Source organism: Shewanella sp. SR44-4, assembly GCF_014163715.1.
Taxonomy (GTDB): domain Bacteria; phylum Pseudomonadota; class Gammaproteobacteria; order Enterobacterales; family Shewanellaceae; genus Shewanella.
This window is the reverse complement of record NZ_JACJDU010000029.1, coordinates 1-22,949: the sequence shown is the minus strand read 5'-3', so window position 1 is coordinate 22,949 and position 22,949 is coordinate 1. Positions and strand designations below refer to the sequence as shown.

General features: G+C 42.0%; 15 protein-coding genes and 1 pseudogene. 3 read left to right on the top strand and 13 right to left on the bottom strand.

Translation table 11 applies throughout. The features are described from left to right. Positions 1-142: 142 nt before the first annotated feature. The 11 genes from mdoH to H5125_RS13795 all read right to left on the bottom strand — a co-directional run bounded on the left by mdoH (position 143) and on the right by H5125_RS13795 (position 17,258). Complete coding sequence (mdoH, locus tag H5125_RS13845) at positions 143-2,263, bottom strand: glucans biosynthesis glucosyltransferase MdoH (RefSeq protein WP_182744519.1); 2,121 nt, start codon at positions 2,261-2,263, stop codon at positions 143-145. Beyond that, complete coding sequence (locus tag H5125_RS13840; RefSeq protein ID WP_409085824.1) at positions 2,260-3,807, bottom strand: glucan biosynthesis protein G; 1,548 nt, start codon at positions 3,805-3,807, stop codon at positions 2,260-2,262. Before H5125_RS13840 ends, mdoH begins: the two co-directional genes overlap by 4 nt. A 795-nt stretch (positions 3,808-4,602) precedes the next feature. Further along, on the bottom strand, positions 4,603-4,950 hold the full coding sequence (locus H5125_RS13835; protein WP_174839643.1) for a hypothetical protein: 348 nt from the start codon (positions 4,948-4,950) through the stop codon (positions 4,603-4,605). Positions 4,951-5,173: 223 nt separating this feature from the next. Further along, positions 5,174-8,386: a DEAD/DEAH box helicase gene (locus H5125_RS13830; RefSeq protein ID WP_182744517.1), complete on the bottom strand. Its 3,213-nt coding sequence runs from the start codon at positions 8,384-8,386 to the stop codon at positions 5,174-5,176. Positions 8,387-8,865: 479 nt separating this feature from the next. Then, a complete protein-coding gene (locus tag H5125_RS13825) occupies positions 8,866-9,990 on the bottom strand; it encodes a HupE/UreJ family protein (protein WP_310734195.1) in 1,125 nt (374 codons plus the stop codon). A gap of 10 nt (positions 9,991-10,000) precedes the next feature. Then, positions 10,001-11,167 carry a lipopolysaccharide assembly protein LapB gene (locus H5125_RS13820; RefSeq protein ID WP_182744516.1) on the bottom strand — a complete coding sequence of 389 codons (1,167 nt, stop codon included), beginning with the start codon at positions 11,165-11,167 and terminating at the stop codon, positions 10,001-10,003. 144 nt (positions 11,168-11,311) lie between these two features. Next, on the bottom strand, positions 11,312-11,854 hold the full coding sequence (locus H5125_RS13815) for an Ig-like domain-containing protein (RefSeq protein ID WP_182744515.1): 543 nt from the start codon (positions 11,852-11,854) through the stop codon (positions 11,312-11,314). Positions 11,855-11,864: 10 nt separating this feature from the next. After that, the gene (locus H5125_RS13810; RefSeq protein WP_011636770.1) at positions 11,865-13,451 is read right to left on the bottom strand and encodes a DUF4331 domain-containing protein; all 1,587 of its coding nucleotides are present in this window, start codon (positions 13,449-13,451) and stop codon (positions 11,865-11,867) included. Between the two features lie 419 nt (positions 13,452-13,870). Then, a complete protein-coding gene (locus H5125_RS13805) occupies positions 13,871-14,584 on the bottom strand; it encodes an anti-sigma factor domain-containing protein (protein ID WP_101086650.1) in 714 nt (237 codons plus the stop codon). After that, positions 14,581-15,117 (bottom strand): sigma-70 family RNA polymerase sigma factor, encoded by a 537-nt coding sequence (locus H5125_RS13800; protein ID WP_011636768.1) that lies wholly within the window; start codon positions 15,115-15,117, stop codon positions 14,581-14,583. Before H5125_RS13800 ends, H5125_RS13805 begins: the two co-directional genes overlap by 4 nt. Before the next feature lie 188 nt (positions 15,118-15,305). Next, positions 15,306-17,258 (bottom strand): monovalent cation:proton antiporter family protein, encoded by a 1,953-nt coding sequence (locus H5125_RS13795; protein WP_101086649.1) that lies wholly within the window; start codon positions 17,256-17,258, stop codon positions 15,306-15,308. Positions 17,259-17,420: 162 nt separating this feature from the next. Between H5125_RS13795 and H5125_RS13790 the strand changes: the two genes are divergently transcribed. Beyond that, complete coding sequence (locus H5125_RS13790; protein ID WP_101086648.1) at positions 17,421-18,302, top strand: GGDEF domain-containing protein; 882 nt, start codon at positions 17,421-17,423, stop codon at positions 18,300-18,302. Between the two features lie 86 nt (positions 18,303-18,388). On the opposite strand, the gene H5125_RS13785 is transcribed toward H5125_RS13790, so the two are convergent. Further along, positions 18,389-19,840 (bottom strand): RimK family protein, encoded by a 1,452-nt coding sequence (locus H5125_RS13785; protein WP_101086647.1) that lies wholly within the window; start codon positions 19,838-19,840, stop codon positions 18,389-18,391. A gap of 75 nt (positions 19,841-19,915) precedes the next feature. On the opposite strand from H5125_RS13785, the gene H5125_RS13780 reads away from it, so the two are divergent. After that, positions 19,916-21,010 (top strand): GNAT family N-acetyltransferase/peptidase C39 family protein, encoded by a 1,095-nt coding sequence (locus H5125_RS13780; RefSeq protein ID WP_182744514.1) that lies wholly within the window; start codon positions 19,916-19,918, stop codon positions 21,008-21,010. A 453-nt stretch (positions 21,011-21,463) separates the two neighbouring features. On the opposite strand, the gene H5125_RS13775 is transcribed toward H5125_RS13780, so the two are convergent. Continuing rightward, positions 21,464-22,327 (bottom strand): cell division protein, encoded by an 864-nt coding sequence (locus tag H5125_RS13775; RefSeq protein ID WP_259395465.1) that lies wholly within the window; start codon positions 22,325-22,327, stop codon positions 21,464-21,466. A gap of 192 nt (positions 22,328-22,519) precedes the next feature. Here H5125_RS13775 and H5125_RS13770 point away from each other — a divergent pair. Beyond that, positions 22,520-22,825: pseudogene (locus tag H5125_RS13770) on the top strand (transposase); the annotation flags it as partial. Positions 22,826-22,949 lie beyond the last annotated feature (124 nt).

Sequence of the window (22,949 nt, the reverse complement as noted above, 5' to 3'; positions counted from 1 at the left end):
CGTCAGCAATGGCTCAGCCTAAATAATGATCTAGAGCCTAAATCTAATCTTAATTGCTGAGTATTAAGTACTAAAAAAGCCGCTCAATAACGCGTTATTGAGCGGCTTTTTTAGTACTTGTTACAAAGACCAGTGATAGAAATTAGTTACCGATTGTTTTCAATTTATGTAGATAATCCGCATTGCTTAATAATGCTATCACCTCTGCGGGTTCCAACCATGATTCTAATTGCGATAAGCTTTCAGCATGGTTTAATTTCCATTCCGCAATAATTCTCGGGGCATAAAACGTCGGTTTTTGTTCACCTACGTCTGGTAACTGAGCAAGGTGCCATTTGAGTAATAAAGGATTATTAACCAACCGACTGAACGGATGCATGTGTCGTAGATGGGGCAAATTAGCCTCGTTTTCCTTCACTTTAACCAAAATGTTAATTGGTTTTTTTTCTTCAGGCGCTCGCAATAATCCGACGGTTTTAATCCATTTAGTTCGCCTCGCGCCGCCGCTTAACCAGGACAAAGGGATCGATAGCATCAACCCTATTGTAATCGGTAATAACCAGTAAAAGAGTTCTGTACTGAGCGATAGTGCGGTCAAAGCAAGCGCAACCCCAAACACGGTATGGCCAAGATGAGCACGCATCACTGACATCCAGCTCAATGCACCATCGTCTCGAGATTGCGGCATCCAACCACTGTCTTTGCCTCGAAATATAGACAACACCACGCCAAACTGCGACACCATCAGAATGGGTGCATACAGAGCAGACATGATCATTTCCAACAAGGTACTCAAGGTTAACAATATTGGCCCGCCAAATCGTAAACACCGCGGAATATTAATCAAGGCAGCAAACCAGCCAAATGCTTTAGGTGCCAGCACAATGGCCATTGACACCACAAACAGGCTTAATGCGCGCTCAGAATCAAACACTGGCCAGGTTGGAAACAGCGATGGATTGGCAAAGTACTCTGGACGTATAAATGCCGCCTGAACCGCAATCGCAAGCCCGACCATAATCAGGGCTAACCAAAAAATGGCGCTCAGGTAAGACATCACCCCAGACAAAAGATGCAACCGCGTCGGCAATGAGAAACCGCGAGCAAACATAAATGCTGAATGCTGTAAATTACCCTGACACCAGCGTCGGTCACGGATCATCACATCAATTAACGACGGTGGAGCTTCTTCAAATGAAGCCTCAATATCGGTATCAAAACGTACTCCCCAACCTGCACGACGCAGCAACGCCGCTTCGATAAAGTCATGACTTAATACATGGCCGCCAAAAGGTGCTTTACCGGACAGAATAGGCAGATGACATGACTCAGCAAATGCTTTAGTGCGAATAATGGCATTGTGGCCCCAAAAATTTGAGGACAAACCATGCCAAGCCGACAAACCCTCGGCATAAATAGGACCGAAGCATTGATTGGCAAACTGTTGCAAACGGCTGTAAAGCGTATTGGCAAACACCAGTGTCGGTAAGGTTTGAATAAGACCGACGCCAGGTGCGCCAGCTAAACGACGTGATAATGTCACCATCGATTTTGCGCTCATGATACTGTCAGCATCAAGCACTATCATTGCCTCATAATCACCGCCCCAACGCTGAACCCAGTCGCCGATATTACCGGCTTTACGTTCACTGTTTTGGTGACGACGACGGTAATAAACCGGACACTGTGGTTGGCTGTTATTGATAAGATCCACAAAAGTCTGTTCCTCAGCAATCCATGCATCAGCTCGATTAGTGTCACTGAGAATAAAGAAAGCATATTTACCCGGTGCGGTAGCGATTAAATCTGCACTCATCGCCTCTATTGTGGCCCGAATACGCAGCGGATCTTCATTATAAATAGGCAGCAATACCGCCGTTTTGAACTCTGGTTCTGTCTCATTCTCTTTAATTAGGCGCGGTTTGAGATGCAACAGAAAACCCAATAGTGCCTGTGAAAAAGCAAAAGTAACCCACAGAAAGTTAATGCTAAACAACACCAAAAAAACCATTTGCAAACTGGTAATGGCATTGGTGTTAAGCACCAAATACATTTCTCTTATGCCATAAGTCGATAAGCCTGCTGTAACCATAAACACAAATAACTGTGCAACAAATGTGCGCAGCGTAAACCACACGGTTTGTTGACTCGGAGTTAATCTATGACCTGGTTCAGAAACCTCATGACGAGACATCAGCAGTGACGATTCCTCTGGCAACGCACGTGCATCATGATCAGTAATTTTAGCATCATTTGCTATCATAAAGGCCAGTCCTCTGCAGTAAAGCGATACAGCCATGTCATACCAAGCGGTTTATCTTTGTTACTTAGCTGTACACGTAACTCTGCAACCTCAGCATCTTGCGGATCGAACGTGATAAAAACTCTGGCACCATCAACACTGGGATTAGACTCAATACGTGATTCTAAAATAGCGCCACTGCTGATACTGGCATCGACACGAATATGACTGACATCGTTGGCATTAATGTGACTGTAATCGATAACAATCTCATTTTTATCCGTCGATAACTTGCGACCACCAGCAGTTCGAACCACTTTTACTTTGCCTTCGGTTTTAGGGATCTGATCCACCCAGGTCAATTGATATGAATAGGCGAATGGCTGGCCTTTTTTCAAACCTTGTTCTGGCTTCCAATAGGCAACAATATTGTCATTGGCTTCAGAATCAGATGGAATTTCAACCAGTTCAACTCTACCTTTACCCCAATCACCCGTTGGTTCAACCCACGCCGATGGACGAAGATGATAATTTGCTTCAAGGTCCTGATAATAATCTAATTTTCGATGTGGCTGGATCAAACCAAATCCTTTAGGATTCTCATCCATAAAAGAACTCACCTGTAATCCACGAGGATTATTCAGCGGACGCCAGATTTTCTCATTATTACCTTTTTCCATTAGCAGGCCTTCAGAGTCATGCACCGCAGGACGGTAATCAGCAGTATCAGCGCGATCGATGCCGCCATGCATAAACATTGACGTTAACGGAGCCAGACCCACATTCTTAACATCCTGCCTTGGGAAAAGCTTAACATCGACACCCATTCGGGTCGGATCGCCAGGGTAAATAGCAAAACGATAGGCTCCTGTTACACTCACACTGTCTAGTAACGCATGGACCACAATCGCCTCTTGATGGCTGGATGGACGTTCGATCCAAAACTTTTTAAATAAAGGATATTCTTCACCTTTAGGATCGGCAACATTGATGGCAAGTCCGCGGGTAGATAAGCCATACGCTTGCCCTTTAGAGACCCCACGAAAATAACTGGCGCCCTGAAACACAAGGAATTCATCTTTATAATCATCGCGATTGATCGGGTAATGCAAACGAAACCCTGCATATTTACCGACTTGCTCCAGTAATTTGCCAATTGATTCATCTGGCACTCTGAAGGATGATTCAGATACTGCTACCGGAAATGATTTACCATTCTCAACCACGTCGATATCAATCAACTGTTTATAGATATACCCAGGAGCAAATAGTTGTATCGAGAAAGGCGTGGGCGCATTGCCCCAAATAGCAGCATGTTGTTGGAAATTAATTTGACGATAGGTTGAGTAATCTATTTTAGTCAGCGCTTCGGGGGCTTGTTTGGGTTCAACAAAAGGGGTCTGGGACAGTTTTTGAGCAACTTCTACGACTGTGTCATGGGAGAATGGCTTGCCATCAGTTTTGGATACTGGCGTTTCTGCATAAGCAATACTTACCGATGAAACTAAAAAAAGTGATATCACAAGATGAACCCAAGCTTGCACAGAAAAGCGCTCATCAAGCATATTTTTTAGCGGTGAATCGTAAAACATATTAACAGTCCTTAACATATTGAAACTCCTTATTGAAAATTCACAAAATAGCTCCACAACATCGTACTCACTAACGGTTCTGCCCCTGTGCTGTTAATCGAGGCTGGTATTAATCGAGGTTGGTATTAATCGAGGCTGGTGTTGACCGAAGATAATTTTAGTCAAAGATCATTTAAACGACCTCGTTTAGATAATATTGATCACTATCAGCATAGCTTCAATTATTTAAAAAAATGAACCCCAATCATCTTGAGCATTACGACTTAACTAGTATTACCATTAAACGTAAACATTTTGAGTATTTTATCCACAATATGAATATTGTTTAACGCTCAATCCTATTTCGCTGAAATATATGGCCAATATCTAACCCAATAATGACTATTAGTAATAAATGCGACTAAATAAGGGCAAATAAATAAGGGCGAATAAGCAAGGCGTGCCATTTGGTGAATTAATCTAACGACCATTTGAGATAACCACGGTATTGGAGGGAACCACTACAAGCGGTCAAAGGACTCAAGCTAAAAGATAAATGACAATAAGGTTATGGCCGAATATAGGTAATCGGTTTAGGTATTGAGTGGCAGCAACATGATTGTTGTTTAATTTGGCGCAGTACACAATATCGATATTGATGATGGCCAAGTGAATGGGAATAGCGCAAAACGGTTTGGCATATCCACTTGTGGAACGTCTGACGGTTAGCGTGATTGAACGCCCATAACGATGAGTGCTTATATTTGATAAGGCACTCACTGAATGAGATTACACAGCATCTGAATCTATTGAAATTATGCCTTTAAATATCAGCGGGTAGCGTCTTACCCGTTGGCCAATATCATCACTCATCACTTGCCTATATAGCAGTTCAATGTCGTTATCGTCTTCAAACACCAACAGTAACCGATCAATTGCCGTGTGCAGGCCTTTTTTCAAATAAGGTTGAGCTTGGAACTCAGCAATATTACGTCTAACAATGGCAATTTTCTCAGGATGAAGCCGAAGAACGGTAAACACCTGTTCAAAATAAGCTGTGTGCTCAGCAGGCGTCGCACGAGACGAACGCCGTTGTCTTGGCGCTGATGAACCACGTTTAAAGTACATTGCAACCAAGGCTTATCTCCATTTTCGAGTTAATCTTTATCGAGTCAACGTGTATCGAGCCAAAGCTTATTGAGCCAAAATGTGTCGAGTCAACGTTTTTAAGCCAATGTTATCGAGTTCATCTAGGGTAATTGATAACCGCTAAATCACTTGAGTTTCGCGAATCTACACGCTAGTTCAAGTGATTTTCGTGTTATTAACTCAACTATTAACTCAACGATTAACTCAACTGTTAACTCAATAATGCTAATAAATCGTTCGCACTGCCCTCCCATGGACCTTGAGTACCATCGGATAAAATACTGTCTGCCAAACCTTGTTTGTGCTGCTGCATTTCTTGAATTTTCTCTTCAACGGTGCCCTGGGCAATGAGTTTATAAACAAACACTGGATTTAACTGGCCAATACGATGAGCGCGATCGGTCGCTTGGCGCTCCGCGGCAGGGTTCCACCACGGGTCAAAATGAATAACCGTGTCCGCAGCAGTAAGGTTAAGTCCGGTTCCACCGGCTTTTAAACTGATCAAAAACACCGAGTTATCACCCTCTTGAAACGAATCAATTTGGGTCTGGCGGTCACGAGTTTGGCCTGTCAACTTACTATAACTGATAGCTAAGCGTTTCAGTTCATCTTCAATGAGTGCCAGCATGCCGGTAAATTGGCTGAAGATAAGGATCTTACGACCTTCTTCAATCATTTCAGGCAGGTTTTGGATTAACCAAGTCATTTTAGCGTTGTCTTTTACCTGTTGAGCTTGTTCAAGCTTAACTAAACGCGGGTCGCAACAGGCTTGACGCAACTTCAACAATGCATCTAAAAACTCAATATGACTACTCGATACTCCTTTCTTGGCAAACAGTTCACGCAATTTTTTCTCCATCACTAAACGGATAGACTCGTACAAATTACGTTGATCTCTTTCAAGTTCCAGAGTTTGAATAATCACGGTTTTTTCAGGTAATTCTGATACCACTTCTTTTTTAGTGCGGCGCAGCATAAAAGGAGCAATACGCTGACTCAGTAACTGCGACTTTTCAACATCAGCTTGCTTCTCAATCGGACCACGGAACTGTTTATTAAAGTAAGTATGCTGACCTAATAAACCTGGCAAGCAAAAATCCATCAATGATTTTAATTCGCCTAAATGGTTTTCAAGCGGCGTACCCGATAAACATAAGCGAAATCTACCTCTAAGGGTTTTAATCACTTGGGTGACTTTTGCTTGGGCATTTTTAATCTGTTGTGCTTCATCCAAAATAATATGCTCAAACACATATTCACAATAAATGGCTTCATCACGTAACATTAATGGATAGGTTGTTACGACCACATCAAACTGGTTAATTTGATCTAATAACGGCTGGCGTTTATTACCGTGGATCACCACTACATTCAGCGACGGAGCAAACTTATTGGCTTCTTTTAACCAGTTACCCACTAAGCTAGTGGGACAAACAATTAAACTGGTACGACGCTCGGTAGCGTCTTGCTTGGCTTTGAGTAAAAATGCCAATGCTTGAACGGTTTTACCCAGGCCCATGTCATCGGCTAAAATACCACCTAGTTGATATTCTTTAAGAAAACACAACCAGTCAAAACCTTGTTTTTGATAATCACGTAATGTCGCATTTAAGCCATCGGGTAACTCAACCGGAACCACCCCTTTAAACTCTGCGAGTTTGGTGGCTAAATTGCGCACACGTTCGCCATTGAGTAAACGCACGTCACTGGCAGATAAATCATTCAAAATATGCGCACGGTTGCGTGGTATCGAAATGACATCGCCAGAATGACGATTAAATAATTCTTGGATAATACTAATCAGCGGCTTAATGGTTTTGGCTTTGATTTTAATAAAACCACCGTTAGGGCCAGGTAATAGCAATTCATCATCGTCTGCTGGTTCACCATTTTGTTGTAACCAACGGGCAACTAAGGCTAATAACGGTACACTTTGACCATCGATGTCGGCACTGAGCGATAACGAAAACCAGCCAGACTCATCATCGTCAACTAAGTCGACATCTAACTGTGCATCGGTAATTTGTAAGTCGAAGTCATCATCAAAATGAATATCCATACCCAGCGCAGTTAACGCATCAAGACCATTGTCGGTCAATTCAGACCATTCAAAAATCGACTCGGGTAATAAGCCGACACTGACATAGTAGGGTTGTTGTGAACTGGCCAGCGTAGCGTCTGGCTCAAGCGTCACTAAGCCTATATCCGCTAATGACTGTAATGCCGCGAGTTCTTGCTCGACATGTCTATGCACTTGATACTGAACTTGATTTTTTTTGACTAAGCTTATGCGTTCGGGTTTAGTCGATGCATTAAAGGTAATTTCACCGTAACAATGATCAACTCGAATAACCGGTTGCAGAATCGGGTTGTTGGCAATGAGCTCACGCGTAAAAGTTAAGCGTGTTAACAGTGAGTCTGTTATCTCGCAAAAATCAATTTCACTCGGCACAGGCACCGTTTTAGGCGAAAAATGCTGGAGCATTTTATGACTAATGGCATCTACTTGAGCCAAGGGCACTGGCGGCATATGTTGCAATAAACTTAACTTTTTAACTGGCAAGTCAGTATCTATTCTACCTAAATGCAAATAGTCTAATTCAACATACAAAGGTGGCTCGGTAGCAATAAACTCCCAATTATCCAGCCCAGGCATGCGCATTTGCATTTGGGTATGTTTTTTATCAATTTCACACCAGACAAACTCAGGCACAACAGATTTAGCCCATGTTAGGGGGATGCGATTTTCTTCCCAAAAACACACTTCGGCGGTGAGCATTTTAGTCAGCGCTAAAAATGAAATTTCACCTTCGATATAAATTTTAGAGCCATGATTATTTGATGACAATAATAAGCTGATAATCTGTTTATCTTCAGGGTCAATCCACCATGGCATGCTATAGCGAATATCGGCTAATGCTAGCTTGCTGCCTTTATTGTATTGACCTTTTTTATTAAATTTACTGCGTTTAAATTCGACAAAAATGCCATGAGGATCGTTAGATAACACATAAATAATGCGGTCTTTTTCTTCGTCCTCTTCTTCAAACTCGGCAACCGTTTTTTGCTCGTCAAGTTGGCGTAACCATTGGTGGATACGCTGCTCTTCAACCGGCTTTTTATCGACCAGTGCCAGCATTGCTGCGGCAACGTGCTTACAATTTGTTCTAACAGGGCAAGTACAATGTGAACGCATCACAATTTTGTGATTCACATTAACTAGGGTGATTTCTTGACGATAGGGTTCAGCAGCAGATCCTTCAACATAGGCCTCAATATCATGATTATTACTGCTGGCAGTAACTTCTAGAACTCGACCTTGGATCAAATAGTTTTGCGCTTTTTGAATTTGGGTGGCCGAAAACAGTTTCGCAATCATCTCTAATGAAAGCTTAATGGGGAGATTAAACAGTTTCGCCGACATCAATATACCTAATAAAACCGCAGCAAAATAAACAATGGCTGCTGATAAAAAAGTTAACTTGCCATTCTATGGAAGAAAGCAGGCAATATCTAGGCTTTGCTGATCTTTCGAACAAAAAACTCGTTCAAACACGCTATATTATTGCGATTACACATATTGGGTGGTCGCTAAAGCTCAGATACAGCAATAATCTGTATCATCATACGAATTAACATACACAAAAGTTTGCTTACCACTAAAGCCAATTTTAACCTTGAGTCGTTGGGAGATATTACCAAGAGGAATTTAAGGTGGGCGAATGTCTGACTAATGGCTACTGACGTCGGTTATTTGTACCCGTCTCAAATATAAATAGAACATATGCCAAATGTAAGCCGAGCATAAGTTAGCGACGGTCGAATACAAGGTTACTTAAGCAATACAATCTCAATGAATAACTAGCCACTATCCAAAGCTGACTAGTTATTCATTGGCAAACACTAAAAACGTTCTACAGACCACTGAATCGCCATGAGCCCAATCGCAATTGAACCGAGCTGCATGCCCCAATGTCGATACCAAAGTGTATGGCGTAGAAACATCAATACAGGCAGCACTAGCGCTAAAATCGCCAGCTGGCCGATTTCAACGCCAACATTAAACGCAAGAATCGCTAATAGTTTTTGATTTTCAGGCAAGCCAAGCTCGCCTAATACTCCAGCAAATCCCATGCCGTGTAACAGGCCAAACGCAAACGTAATCCAGCCTAAGCGTAATACAATCGGCCAGACATTATTAAGCGCCGCAAACAACACCGACAATGCAATCCCCAGTTCAACCCAGTGACTACTAAAATTAATCAGTCCCAATGCGGTGGCAGTTAACGTTACCGAATGCGCTAATGTAAATGCAGTAATAATCCATGCTGTGTCTTTAAATATTTGCTTAGGCTTATCTATCGGGTGCCATTTTTGTTGTTCACGCACCAACACACAGGTTAATAACAACGCCAATAAAAATAAGATATGATCAGTGCCCTTCCAAATATGAATAATCCCTTGATAAACATATTCTGCAAATGTATCGCTGAGCTGACTTTCAGCTAAGTTAATCAATATTATCGGGTTATCGTTACTGATCACTCGAGCGTATTGATGATCGGGCGTTGCAATGGTGGTAATCACTTTATGATCAGTGTCTATATTGAAGAAAGCTTGATAATTAATGGTCAACACTCCAGGGCTATCACATTCAGCCTGAAATGAACTGACTAGATAACCTTCACTAAAGTGTTGGTCAACTTGCTGCGTTGGGTTAAAACTCAGTGGGCAATCTTGCTCTCGGCTGATTGCCAAAGATGAACGTAAATAATCTACTATCGCAATTTGATGAGCTTGCAACTCTCCCCAAGTAAGCTCACCATCTTGGTTATCATCAATAGGGACAACTTGGTTTATGTCAAAAAAACGCACTTGCCAATCACCTTGAATTTGCCCGTGCTTATCGAGGTGAACAGACAAATAACTGGTGCTCATTTGATGGGCTAAACTGCTCTGACTAAACAGTAACATTAGCAGTAATAATCCACCTTTCATCACCGAAAAAAAACGTGTAAATGCCTTCACTGGTTTATCCTTAACTTGCTACATGATCGACAACGAGGTTCTGACTGACTTGTACTGACTTTTTATCATTTTTAGTCTTCCTCAACAATGCTTTAGCCTGTTCTAAAAGTATCCGATCATTGTCTTGACGTGCTACCTGCCAGTTGATTTTGGCCCAGTAAAGTGCTTTTTGGGGCTGAATATCAATATTTAAATAATATTTTGCCAGATCGGATGCATGCAAGCTGTCTTGTCTTTGCTCGCGCAGTTTAACTCTTTGGGCAAAAGTCCATTGCCATTTAACAGTATTGCCAAGGGATTTTTCCGCTATTGCTAAGCGCAATAATAGTGCGTCGTCTTGAACAGCGTTATTATTGACGACACTGGAGAGCATATCGTACACCTGTTGATGTTGATTTAATGCCAACTCAATATCAGACCATAGCGCTAATAAACTAACCGGAGCATTGTCCATATCTAACTGATTTAAATAACTCAATGCTTCTTCTGACATACCTTGCTTAAATGCCATGTCAGCAAGAATTTGCACTATCCAACGTTTTTCTGGTTCATTATTAGGTTGATACAACTGGTACAACCGAGCTAACTCTTGATAACTTTCGGCCAGTTTGCCATTTTGACTAGTCACTTCTAAAGCACAGGTAGAAATCAACAAAATATCGGCTTTTCCTATTAGGGTTAAACACGCTTGCCTTGCACCGACAATATCCCCCTGTACCAGATGAATATTGGCTTTTAATAACCAACTATTTATCGCAGTCGGTTTTAATTCAATGGAGCGCTCTAACGCCTTTATCGCCCGGTCAAATTGGTGTTGATGCTGTAATACTCGAGCATATAAATAATAGGTCTGCGCATCGGGGCTGGCATTGGCCATTTTGGCTTGTAACCAAGCTTTTGCACGACCGTAGCGATAATCAGCTTCACCGGGATATTGTCCTTGTTCAATAAAATCACTGATGTCGTCTAAGCTCATCTGCTTGTCGGTATCATTAAACACTTTCCAGGTCGCAATAACTTCACTGGTATCTTTTGGTGTATATGGCGCCGCAGTACTGTTGCCTACCATCAACAAACATGCACTGACAACCATTACAATATTGATGTAAAATTGAATGTTGAGGCTAAATTGAGGGTACTTAATCATTGGTGTTAATCGCCCTGATATCGCTTGCATAACGCCTCCTTAATGCCATCCTTGGCTATGAATATCGATCTAATTAATCATTACTTCTCAGCTGAGATAATCATTCATTGGATGAATAAGATAGATATTTGGTCCTGTGTTATAAACTTAAGCTAGCGAATAGAACTCGCACTATTAATCCAGTAATAAGTCGTCGTAAAAATCAGCCGTTGAAACATCGTTCTCAACCATGCGGCCATTAACACGTAAAGGTGCAGCTTGGCTTGGTTGTAAAAATGCCTGACGACTTAAGCTTGAAAACATCACTTGCTGTGCATCAATGGTAATGTTCACCATCGCTACCACAGGGTCGTTTACGCCATCACTCACAGCAACAGTAAAACTGTCCATGCCAGTCACTTCATTGGCAGGAGTATAAGTAAACTCGCCATTTGGCATTAAACTAACCGTACCAAGCGTGGGTTCACTCATTACAGTAAACGTTAATGCATCACCATCTTTATCGGTGGCTATCACTTGATCTGTCACTGGTGTTTCAGTCACGGTGAAGATCATGACACTGCTCACCATTGGCGCACTGTTTTTAACCATGGTCATCGCATCATCATCTGAGTTACAACCAGCTAAAAAACCGCCACTGAGCACACTGATTAATACCACTGGTTTAGCGAGATTATTAAGCGCTTGACGCGTCGCATATCGAATAGAAATATTCATCTTATGTTCCTTATTTTGAGCCCGAAAGCGGCGTCGCTAAGTAAGGGAAGTGATCCATCATCATGGTCGCGTCAACGGGTGCCCCATCAGTAAATGGCACGTTACCAACGCTGGCATCATCACTGGTACAAAGGCCTAAATCTGTGTCAGTACCATTGACTGGGATGGGGTAACATAAACGTCCCATTACCACGCGCAGTGCAATATCAACCACATCATCACCCGGACGACGACCATTTGGGAAACCGGCTAAATCATCACCAGCCACACCAAAAGCTGACTGCATATCACGTGATTTTGCCGGAATGCCGGTATTAAGACGCAACATTTCTGAAGGCGTCACCATCTCAAGTTGGTTAACACCAGCAAAACCAGTGAGAAATGCAGTAACAAGATCGGTACGAGGGAAGTTAGTTGGCGCTAACGTTTCAATGTTTGTTCCCAACGTTTGATTAACCGCGTCTTTGAACAGAATGTTAAGCAACTCTGGTAAGCTCGGGTGCGTCACATAGTCAGCAAACTGAGTGTCATCTTTAGGATGTGAAGTCGAAAAGGTGTCTTTATCCTTTAAGCCAATCACTAACTCGTTAACCAGTGGATTACCCAGACGAGATACCTGAGTTAATGCGCCGCCGTTGACTTCAGTTTTACCCACTTTGGCATTTGGATTTAAAATACGCGCTTGCGGTAAACTGGCGGTAGTCCATGCACCAATGGTGCCGTTGCCTTGAGTCGTTAAACAAGACTTTGGCACTTCAATTGAAATGGCTGTGACATTTTTATCCATCAAATCATCATTATCAACAGATTGAGTGATGCCACCTGGAAATCCACCTTGGTCGCCAGCGCCCGGTGCACTATCACCTTCTACAGGCACATAGTTGACCAAATCAAAGGTTTTGCCTAAGTTAACCACGAAAGGGTCTTTACGTTGGCCAACAAACACTTTGCCAGGACTTGCACAACCATCGAGATTAAATTCGTAGATGAATTGACCCGCATAACTTGCATACGCGCTGCTATCACCGAAACTCTTATTACCAATGTAATCCAGTGGCTTATGGAACATCGCCCCTGAAGTATTGGTTAACGCTGTTGCGCTACCACTATTTTGTGGTCCTTTAACAAGTGTTAACTCATACGACTCGCTAAAGTTTGCCGCACTTTGATCCGCAGCAGTAATGCCACCAATATTTTTAAGCGGTACTGACACACTACGTTGATTGTCAGCAGGACCAACCGTTAGCGCAATACCTTGATTATTATTGGCAAGCTCATTGGTAAAGTTAAATTGGAAGGTTAAATCTTCTATAGCATCACCATCATTATCGATATGAATGCTGTATACCGCAGCAGGATCCATCGCATAATAGTTAGGTCCGCCGTAGGCATCTTGCAGTGGAATATAGTTGGCGATAAGAGTGACGTAATCTTCACGTCCAGCTTCGTAGCTATTAAAAGCGTAGAAGTCGGTAGAGTCTAATGTTGGAAAACGAGTGATATTGGGTGCTTCTCGGTGACTTGACGCAAATGCATTAGCGCCTAATAAAGTGCTGCATACGATACTGGCGATTAGGGATATTTTTAGTACTTTCATGACCATTTCCTTGTTATGTAGTAGAGTCATATCAGTAAACGGCTCAGGTTCCATTTTGGATGCAGGTTTTAGCAATTATTGTTGAAATAAATTAAATAGAAAATTAACACACTGAATTTAAATGAATTTATAAAAAAACTATTTTTACTAATTTAATGAAAATGTTAATTTTCGCATGATGAACTATCAATATGGTCCTTTCAATACAGCCCCCCTCTATACAATTTCTTCAATACAATCCTTTAGTATGTGAATGCTCAGAAATGAGTCGTTAACAATTTCCCGTTAACCGGTGATTCATCGATCGCCAATAGATAGTTGCAACCATAAAAAAGCGGCCAATAGTCTCACTATTGGCCGCTTAAATGTTAGCGTGGTAACACATCAATGCTTTGAAGCATCACCCTATCATCAAGGCTTTATAAAATTGCTAGCTCTGCGGTATACAATACCTCTGTTGGTAAGCCATTTGGTGAGCCGTTCAAAGGCTCTAAACTCACCGCCAGAGCCACAATATCCATGTCATCAAATTGACTGTTTTTCACCAATGTTAACTTGCCTGACTTAGGCAGTAAGCCTAATGAAATTGGATTTTCGACACCTTTAGCCACCATCCATAACTCATAGTCTTTATTCGCCAGTGGCTTAAGGTTACTAGTAGAGCGCACTTCAATCGTATTGGAGGTGACTTCAATCAGCCATAATGCTTTAGATTGTGCACTTTGCACTACCGCAACTTGCTGCGATGTAGCAACTGGTACAGGCTGATTATTCACAACTAAAACAGCCATAACAATGGCTGCTGCGCTTGCCATTGAAGCCAATCCCTTCCATAAACGGTTACGTGTTGCCATAGGCACCACATTTGAGGTTTCTGGCGATGGTGCTTGGGCCACATTATCAACAAACCCTAGCGACATACTGATTTGTTGCCAAACCCGTTCATCTGGAGTTATCGGCGTTAACAATTGATTCATGCCATGTAAATGTTGCTCCCATAACCAAGTGCTTTCACGCAGACTGGGAATTTGCATCATTAATTTTTGAAACCGACGTCTAGCTTGGCCACGCAATGTACCCAGCACATATTCTGCTGCTAATGCGTCTTTTAATTGAGGATCACGATAATTCATAACGATAAACACCTCTGTAATTGTTGTAAACCACGACGGATCCAACTCTTAATAGTGCCTAATGGTAAATCTAAGTGCCCCACAACTTCGTGATGCGATAAACCATTATAGTAAGCGAGATGAATTGCTTGTTTCTGCTGAGGCTCGAGTTCTCCCATACACTGGTCGAGTTTATTTTTATGAACTTGAGGCCCGTCATCATTGATATGCTCTTCAAAAATGGCTTCTTGGCCATCTTCAAGTGGATCTTCCTTTCTGACCTTTTGATAACGCAACATGTCTAAGGCTCGGTAACGAACAATACTGATCATCCACGTGAGAACCGATCCTTTTCCGTGTTGATATTCTGTCGCGTTATGCCAAATTTTTACGTAGGCTTCTTGTAATACCTCTTCGGCTAACTCACGTCGACCGAGCATTTTTAAGCTAACTGCGAATAACTGGCCACTGGTAGATTGGTATAAATCAGCAAATGCTTGTTTATCTCCATCTGCACTAGCACTTAATAAGTTAAGTAAGGTGTCTTGATCCATAATCTGCCACGTTTCCCTATGATGGTTCGATATAGTTGATACAGGCTAATTGCGCATATGTTAATAAAAAAGCCCCAATAGTTTGTATACGAACCAAAGTTAATATTGGATGCAAAATAAATAAAATAAAATAAAAAAGCACCATCACTTTCAGCATGGTGCTTGGTAGCAATAATATGAAGCTATATTTAACCTTGCAGTAAATACTCTTCAGCTTTCTCAATACTGCGCGGTTTACCCACCAGCATTAAAATATCGTTACGCCTTAATATCCACTCAGGGGGTGGTGGATCGATCTCCTCGCCTTTACGCCGCACCGCTCTAAGCTCAACATCCAAAGCTTGCCATGGAATATCTGCAACGGTTTTACCCACCGCACTAGCACCTGAAGCCAGTGACACAGCATGGAGTAAATCTAAGGTAAAATCAGTTTCGGTGCCGGAAAAGAAACCGTGTAAATATTGATAATGATTACGCCGTTCAGATTCCAAGCGTTTAATAATCCGCGCTAAGGGGACGCCACATTTAAACAACACTTGCGACACCAGCATTAAGCTGCCCTCAAGTGATTCAGGGATAACTTGAGTCGCCCCTGCTTCTTTAAGCTCATGTAAATTCGCATCATCGCGAGTGCGCACCAATATTTTCACATCGGGAGCCAGTTTACGCGCCACGGCTAAACACTCTTCAGATTGCCTTGGTTCGCAAAATGTCACCACCACTAAGCTCGCTTGACGAATGCCCATCTTCTTCAATAGCGCCATTCTGCAAGCATCACCAAAATGAATATTTTCGCCTGCGGCTCTCGCTTCTGTCACTCTGGTGGGATCTAAATCAAGCACCATATAAGGCACCGCTTCTGTTTTCAAAAAACGTGCAATCGTTTGCCCTACGCGGCCGTAACCTAAAATCAGTACCACATCACTTTCGTCAGAATGAGGCAATACAATTTCTATCGGTTCATTTTTAGGTGGCAGCTTATTGCCGCTAACCTTTTTGGCAATATCAACACTGTGACGGATCAGCCAAGGCGCCATTGACATAGATATCACCGCCACGGCGACTAACACAGTGCTTACTTCGGTATCGAGTAATTGATAATTTACTGCTAATGCCAGTAACACAAAACTAAACTCACCGACTTGACCTAAACTGATTGCGGTACTGAGTGATACTTTAGTATTTTCACCCACAAGTTTGAGCAAACCGTGCACGATTAATATTTTGGTGAGCACCACACCTGCCAAAATCAATAACACTTGCCACCAATATTGCATCACTAAATCGAAATTCAGTAGCATGCCGATGGAAATAAAAAACAAACCCATTAATAAATCACGAAATGGCCTTATGTCAGCCTCTAACTGGCGTCGATACTGGCTTTCGCCAAGTAACATCCCAGCAATAAATGCCCCTAACGCCATCGATAATCCAAGCCATTGAGTAAACGCGCCCGTCACTAAAGCGACAACTAAGGTAGATAATACAAATAATTCATTTGAACGTGAGCGAGCTACTTCGTCAAAAATACGTGGCAATATCCATTTACCAAATGACATTAATCCTAAAAAGGCCAAAATACCGGTGAGTAATCCCCACGCGATACTATTGAAGCTCATTTCAGCACCGCCTTTGGCTAATAGCGGCATTAAAATCAATAGCGGCACCACCGCTAAATCTTGAAATAACAATACACTGACCGACAGCTCGCCGTGTCTGCGCCTTAACCAGTTTTGTTCATTAAGCAGCTTTAACACTATGGCCGTTGACGACAGCGCAATAGCCGAACCGATCACCACCGCAGCCACTAAGTTTTGCCCAACCAACATAGCAATGCCGCCAGCCACAAAGGCTGTTACCAACATTTGGGCGCTACCCAGACCAAAAACAGTTCGGCGCATTGCCCACAACCTCGGTACCGAAAACTCAAGTCCTAAGGTAAACATCAGTAGCACAACGCCTAACTCAGCCACAGATTGCATTTGTAATTGGGTAAACCAATGAAAACCGCTGGGGCCGCTAACAACCCCGGTGAGTAAATAAGCTAAAATGGCCGGTAAGCCGAGTCGACGTAACAATGCAATCGCCACAATAGCAATCACAAGCATCAACAAAATATGGATAAAAATACTGTGTTCCATTGTGGCTTTGGCTCCTTGTCAAAAAACTGTCGAAAGGGAAATAAAACGTTTTGTTAGCACTACAGTAAAACAACAACCAATTAATAACTATAGAAAATTTTTCATAGGCACGATTATTGCTAACAATATGGTAATTAGTTGTAACGTACTGGAACCAATATTATGGATTTTTCAATAGCGACAGAATTATATCCTGAAGATTACTGGTACCGTTCAGACGCTTACTTGAATATGGAACCCGAACTGGACCTTATTCAAGTGATTCAACAACTACATGGAAGTTTAGATCCTCGGACAGTTTTTGCCTGCTTCGGCAAGATCCTAGGACAACATTTGCCGATTAAAGGACTACAATTGAACCTAGACAAACAAAAGTTTGTTTGGGGACGTCACTACGGTATTGAACTGCAACGTACTATTAACGATAACCAAGATACGTTTATCATAACCTATCAGTTGTCTGTAGCACTTAGTTCGGCGCAAAAACACACTTTAGAGCAACTTGAAGGCATATTAATTCAACCGTTGAATAATGCGTTGAAGTATCAAAATATGTCTAATCAAGCCATGTTTGATGCACTAACCCAATTAGGTAATCGTTATTATTACCGCCAGGCAATCGACATCGCATTAGCACGAGCTAATCGCCAGCAAGGCCAAGTGTCTTTAATTGTATTAGATTTAGATAAATTTAAACAACTTAACGATGCGCATGGCCATAAAGTCGGTGATTTTGTATTAGTAGGCTTTGCCGCATTAATTAATGAAGCCATTCGTAATACAGACCAAGCCTTTAGAATTGGCGGTGATGAGTTTGTGATCGTTACCCAAGGGGATGCCCAGGCCGCTGCAATAGTATGCCAACGTATCATTGATATGATGCCAAAACATTCAGAGCTTACCGAATATAACATTCAGTGCAGTTTAGGTATTGCGGAGTCCAAACCGCAGCAACAAGCAGAAAATATATATGAGCGTGCCGATAAAGCCATGTATTCCGCGAAAGCTGCTGGACGTAACTGCTACCGAATTTGCGCTAATTAGCACAACCTTATACTTATGTAGTAACAACTAATTAATAAAAAAGACCTTAACAGGTCTTTTTTTATTGGTTGATTATTGTATGGTAATTACATACCGCGAAGCTGAATACGCCTTAAAAACTCAGTCATCACTCGGTCATAGACTAAATCACCTAAAAACAAATCCTCAACGCCATGGTCGATACTCGGATTGTCATTGACTTCAATCACATAAGCCTTACCGTCGATTTCTTTTAAGTCGACGCCATACAAGCCAGCACCAATTAAATTAGACGCTTTAACCGCTGCATCGACAATATTTTGTGGCACCATCTTCAAATCGATACAGTCAAAATCACCACTGCTAACACGACCACTTTGATGATGTTGGTAAATCTGCCAATGACCACGACTCATAAAGTAACGACAGGCATAAATAGGTTGGCGATTTAGCACGCCGATACGCCAGTCATAATCGGTTGGCATAAACGCCTGCGCTAAAATTAACGCACTGTGCTCAAAGATTATCGCTGCTTGTTCAAGTAAAGTTTCACGGTCTTTAACTTTAACCACCCCGAGCGAAAATGCGCCGTCGGGTACTTTAAGTACAATTGGTAACCCTATGGTGTTAATCACATTATCGGCCCAGTTTTTATCTGAGGCTTTAAAGATTAAACTCTTGGGTACGGGCACTTTATGCTTGTTTAATAGTTCGGTTAAAAACACCTTATTAGTGCACTTCATAATGGATTCAGGATCATCCATTACCACTAGCCCAAGTTGCTCAGCCGCTTTAGCAAACCGATAAGTAAAGTTGCTGATATTAGTGGTTGAGCGAATAAACAAACCATCAAATTCACTTAACCGAGCCAGATCATGAGAACCAATTTGGACTAAATCCATGCCAATACGATTAGCCGACTTAGTAAATAACTTTAACGCGGCTTTATCTGATGGCGGCATTTTCTCATGCTCATCCACCAGCATGGCAATTTCGTAACGATAACGTTTCGACGGTTTCGGTAAACGCCATACTTTTTGTGAAAACACTTCAAGATACTTGGCAAATAAATCTTGTTCAGGCTCGGTTAAATCTTGAAACGCAGCAGGCTCAATGGTGTTAACTTGCCATTTACCTGACATTTTTAACAAATTCACCTGCAATACAGGCACAGTAAAGCGTTCAAATATTTTACGCGCAAGCTTGTCTAGCAACGGATTATCACAATAGCCAAAATACAGCTTCATGCTGATTTCATTCACCGTCTCTGGCAGCTTATCTAAGCCTGATTGCGGCAAACTAAAAAAACGGTCCTGAGATAAATCATTAATGGTCATTACCCGAGGGATCACGCGATGCCCACGGGCTTCCGCCATTAACGAGCAGTAATAACCTGTGCTTAAATAGTCATAACTACGACACAAGTTAATCACTTGCATGGCGCTTTGATCTGCAAATGCACCCATTTCTAAATAATCATGAACCGTGACCATATGGTCACTGGGCAAATAGGGACGCCAATCATTAACATCGTCGGTGACAATTAAAAAATGAGCCATAAATATCTGTTGCCTCTTGTGCGGTTTAGCGCGTAAATTAAGCCACTATCATGTTTTGCCAACTCGAGCCGACTCATGCTTATTCGTCAAGCGACCCCCAGCGATTTGCCCCAACTAAACCACATCGAAAACAATGCATTTAGTGGCGATAAAATCAGTTCTCGGCAGATGAAACGCTTTCTCAATTCACCTCTGGACAGCTTATTAGTGGCCGAAATAGACGGCACACTTGCAGGCTATGCTCTGGTGCTATTTCATCGAGGCACTCGGCTAGCCAGGCTGTACTCTATTGCCGTTGCAAGCGAATTTAGAGGTCGCAACATTGCCTTCGAACTGGTCACACAATGTGAGCACACAGTAGTCGAGCGTGGTTTCATTACATTACGCCTAGAAGTGCGAAACGACAATATCGCTGCCAAAAATCTTTATTTAAAAATGGGTTATAAAGTCCTAAAAACCTTAGTGCATTATTATGACGACTTGGCTGATGGCGTGCGCATGCACAAACGCCTAGACCCACCAGGGCCAAGCAAAGTCATCAAGATGCCTTTGTATGTACAAACCACCCCATTTACCTGTGGCGCAGCCTGCTTAATGATGGCCATGAGTGCGGTAAAGCCGCAATATAATCCAAGTCGAGTTGATGAGCTGAGCATTTGGCGCGAAGCCACCACTATTTTTATGACCAGCGGCCACGGCGGTTGCAGTGTTCATGGCTTAGCCTTAGCAGCGATTAAGCGCGGCTTACAAATTGAAATGTACAGTCAATCAACCTCGGTTCCTTTTATTGATAGCGTCCGTGATAGCAATAAAAAAGCCGTCATCACGATTGTGCATGACGACTTTTGCCAACAATTGATTTCGCAAGGTGTTGAGATACACAACGCGGCACCTACACTGGTTCAAATTAAACATTGGATTGACAGCGGTTATGCCGTTTTGCTGATGATAAGTACTTATCGCTTTAATGGCGAGAAAGGCCCACATTGGGTGGTATTAAGCGGTTACAACGAGCAGTTCATGTTTATTCACGACCCATTTGTTGAAGCACAAAAAGATGCGATTAACGCGGCGTATGTACCGATTAGTCAGTCTGAGCTGGCGCAAGTGATGCAGTATGGGAGGCAGAAACAGGTTTCTTGTTTAGTGGTTAAGTCATCTTTGGCTTAAGATGGTTAAGTTTTTTTATGGCCTGCAACCACAACTGGCTTTTCAAACTGCGTTTGAATTGAGATCGCAAGGTTGCACCCTGCACGGGCCAAAAGGGGATCAACAGCAATCCCCTCTTGGATCACCCCTGCCGTTCCGGCAACATTTTCGCTTTTTAACCAAACAACAGCAGCGAAAAAATTGCGACGGAAATTGATCTAGCGTTTAACTGCATTTATAGCCTGCTTCGGCCTTATTCGAAAATGCTAACGCTTCCGATGGGGCGTCCCTTCCCCTCGAAAGCTAGCTCGCCATCCTTGGCTAGCTCACGTCATTTTCTTCAACGGCCTCAAGTCCAGAGTTGAATTTAGGCATTTGTAAGCAGAGGCTAACACCTTCTTAAGCGAAAGAAGCTGTTTAAAATTATAGGGAGAAGCTGAACGTAGCCAACTGTTTTGTTCCGTTTTAAGCTTGTTAGTGATGTTCTTCAATTAGACTTAATGATTCTTTTTCAAATTTAAGGGCTTCTTTCCTATTTCCTAGATATCTAGGAACACCACCAAGGGCCATAAAGCCACCAATAGGATTCTCGTGATATCCAACAATTAAGCCACCATAACAATTATTTGCATGACAACCACTTAATAAAGTTGAATTATTTGTTATTAAAATATTTGTAGGTCTAACTAATATTTCAACACCATTTTTCAAGAATCGGCCGCGACTAATTACAATGTTACTAGGTGGTTGAAATTCTATTTCTAATAGAATTTTTCGGTGAGCCTCTCGAACTGTTAAAGTAGTTCCAACTAACTGGATATCCCATGTTGAAGTTGAGTAATAAAGCTGGTTATTTTTGATATGTAAAATGGGCTGATTAAACTCATCGAAAATAACGATATTCAATAATAAGTGACCATCAGCTAAAATAATGCCTATTAATGGAGTTCCATCGACACTGATAGGCACCATTGCTGTTCCATACCCTTTATCGAAACAAGTAAAACTATTTCCTCCAATTTCAACTTTGGCTTCTTTACCTGAAAAGTGTAAATTATACGGTTTAGAAACGCCCTCTCTCAAGTTATATGGATTTAAGTTCGCTTGACTTACAATTTCCTTTGGAAGTAAGCCTCCAGTTTTTTCTCTATGGTGCTGATCGCAAAGTAGTGTTATTTCATCTGCTTGATGACGTTTTACTTTAGCCCATTCTGCCATGTGTTCGTATTCATAAAGGGGCATTCCACAAATAACACACCCAAAACCACATCTTTGGCGTACTTCTCGTTGAATTGGTAGTGGAATGTTACGGCTATTACATTCTTGTTCTATTTCCAAGTGAAGCTCCAACTGACGAATACTGCTAACGCCTCAAACACCGGCTTGGTGAAGTTGGCCGTTTTTGGGGAACAAAATAGGTTACAGCGTTACAAAGTACGAGTGCTCTAACTTGATACTCATTGAGCCCCCTCCCTAGCAAGCCGCATCAGCGGTATGCTTAAGGTGACTAAACCAACAGGAGAAAACTCAATGAGATTTTATAATAACTCACATCCATACTACTGTGGTATCGATTTACATGCACGTTTACTTTATGTCTGTATCATTGATTCTAAAGGGGAAGTTGTAGCTCATAAAAAGATAGGTGCCAGTAAAGATGACTTATTACTCATTCTAGAACCCTATATCGGCAATGTGATTGTCGGGGTTGAGTGCATGCATTGCTGGTATTGGGTGTCCGACTGGTGTGCTGAACTTGGGATTGATTTTATCTTAGGTCATGCGCTTTATATGAAGGCGATTCACGGTGGTAAAACCAAAAATGATAAAGTCGATTGGTAATCCCCCCTAAAAATAGTAGATTTCAAAAGTAGAATTTTCTCGTAATATATACGCAGGGAGATTCTGCATGAAAACATCAAAATTTAGCGACAGCCAAATCCTAGCAATCCTTAAACAA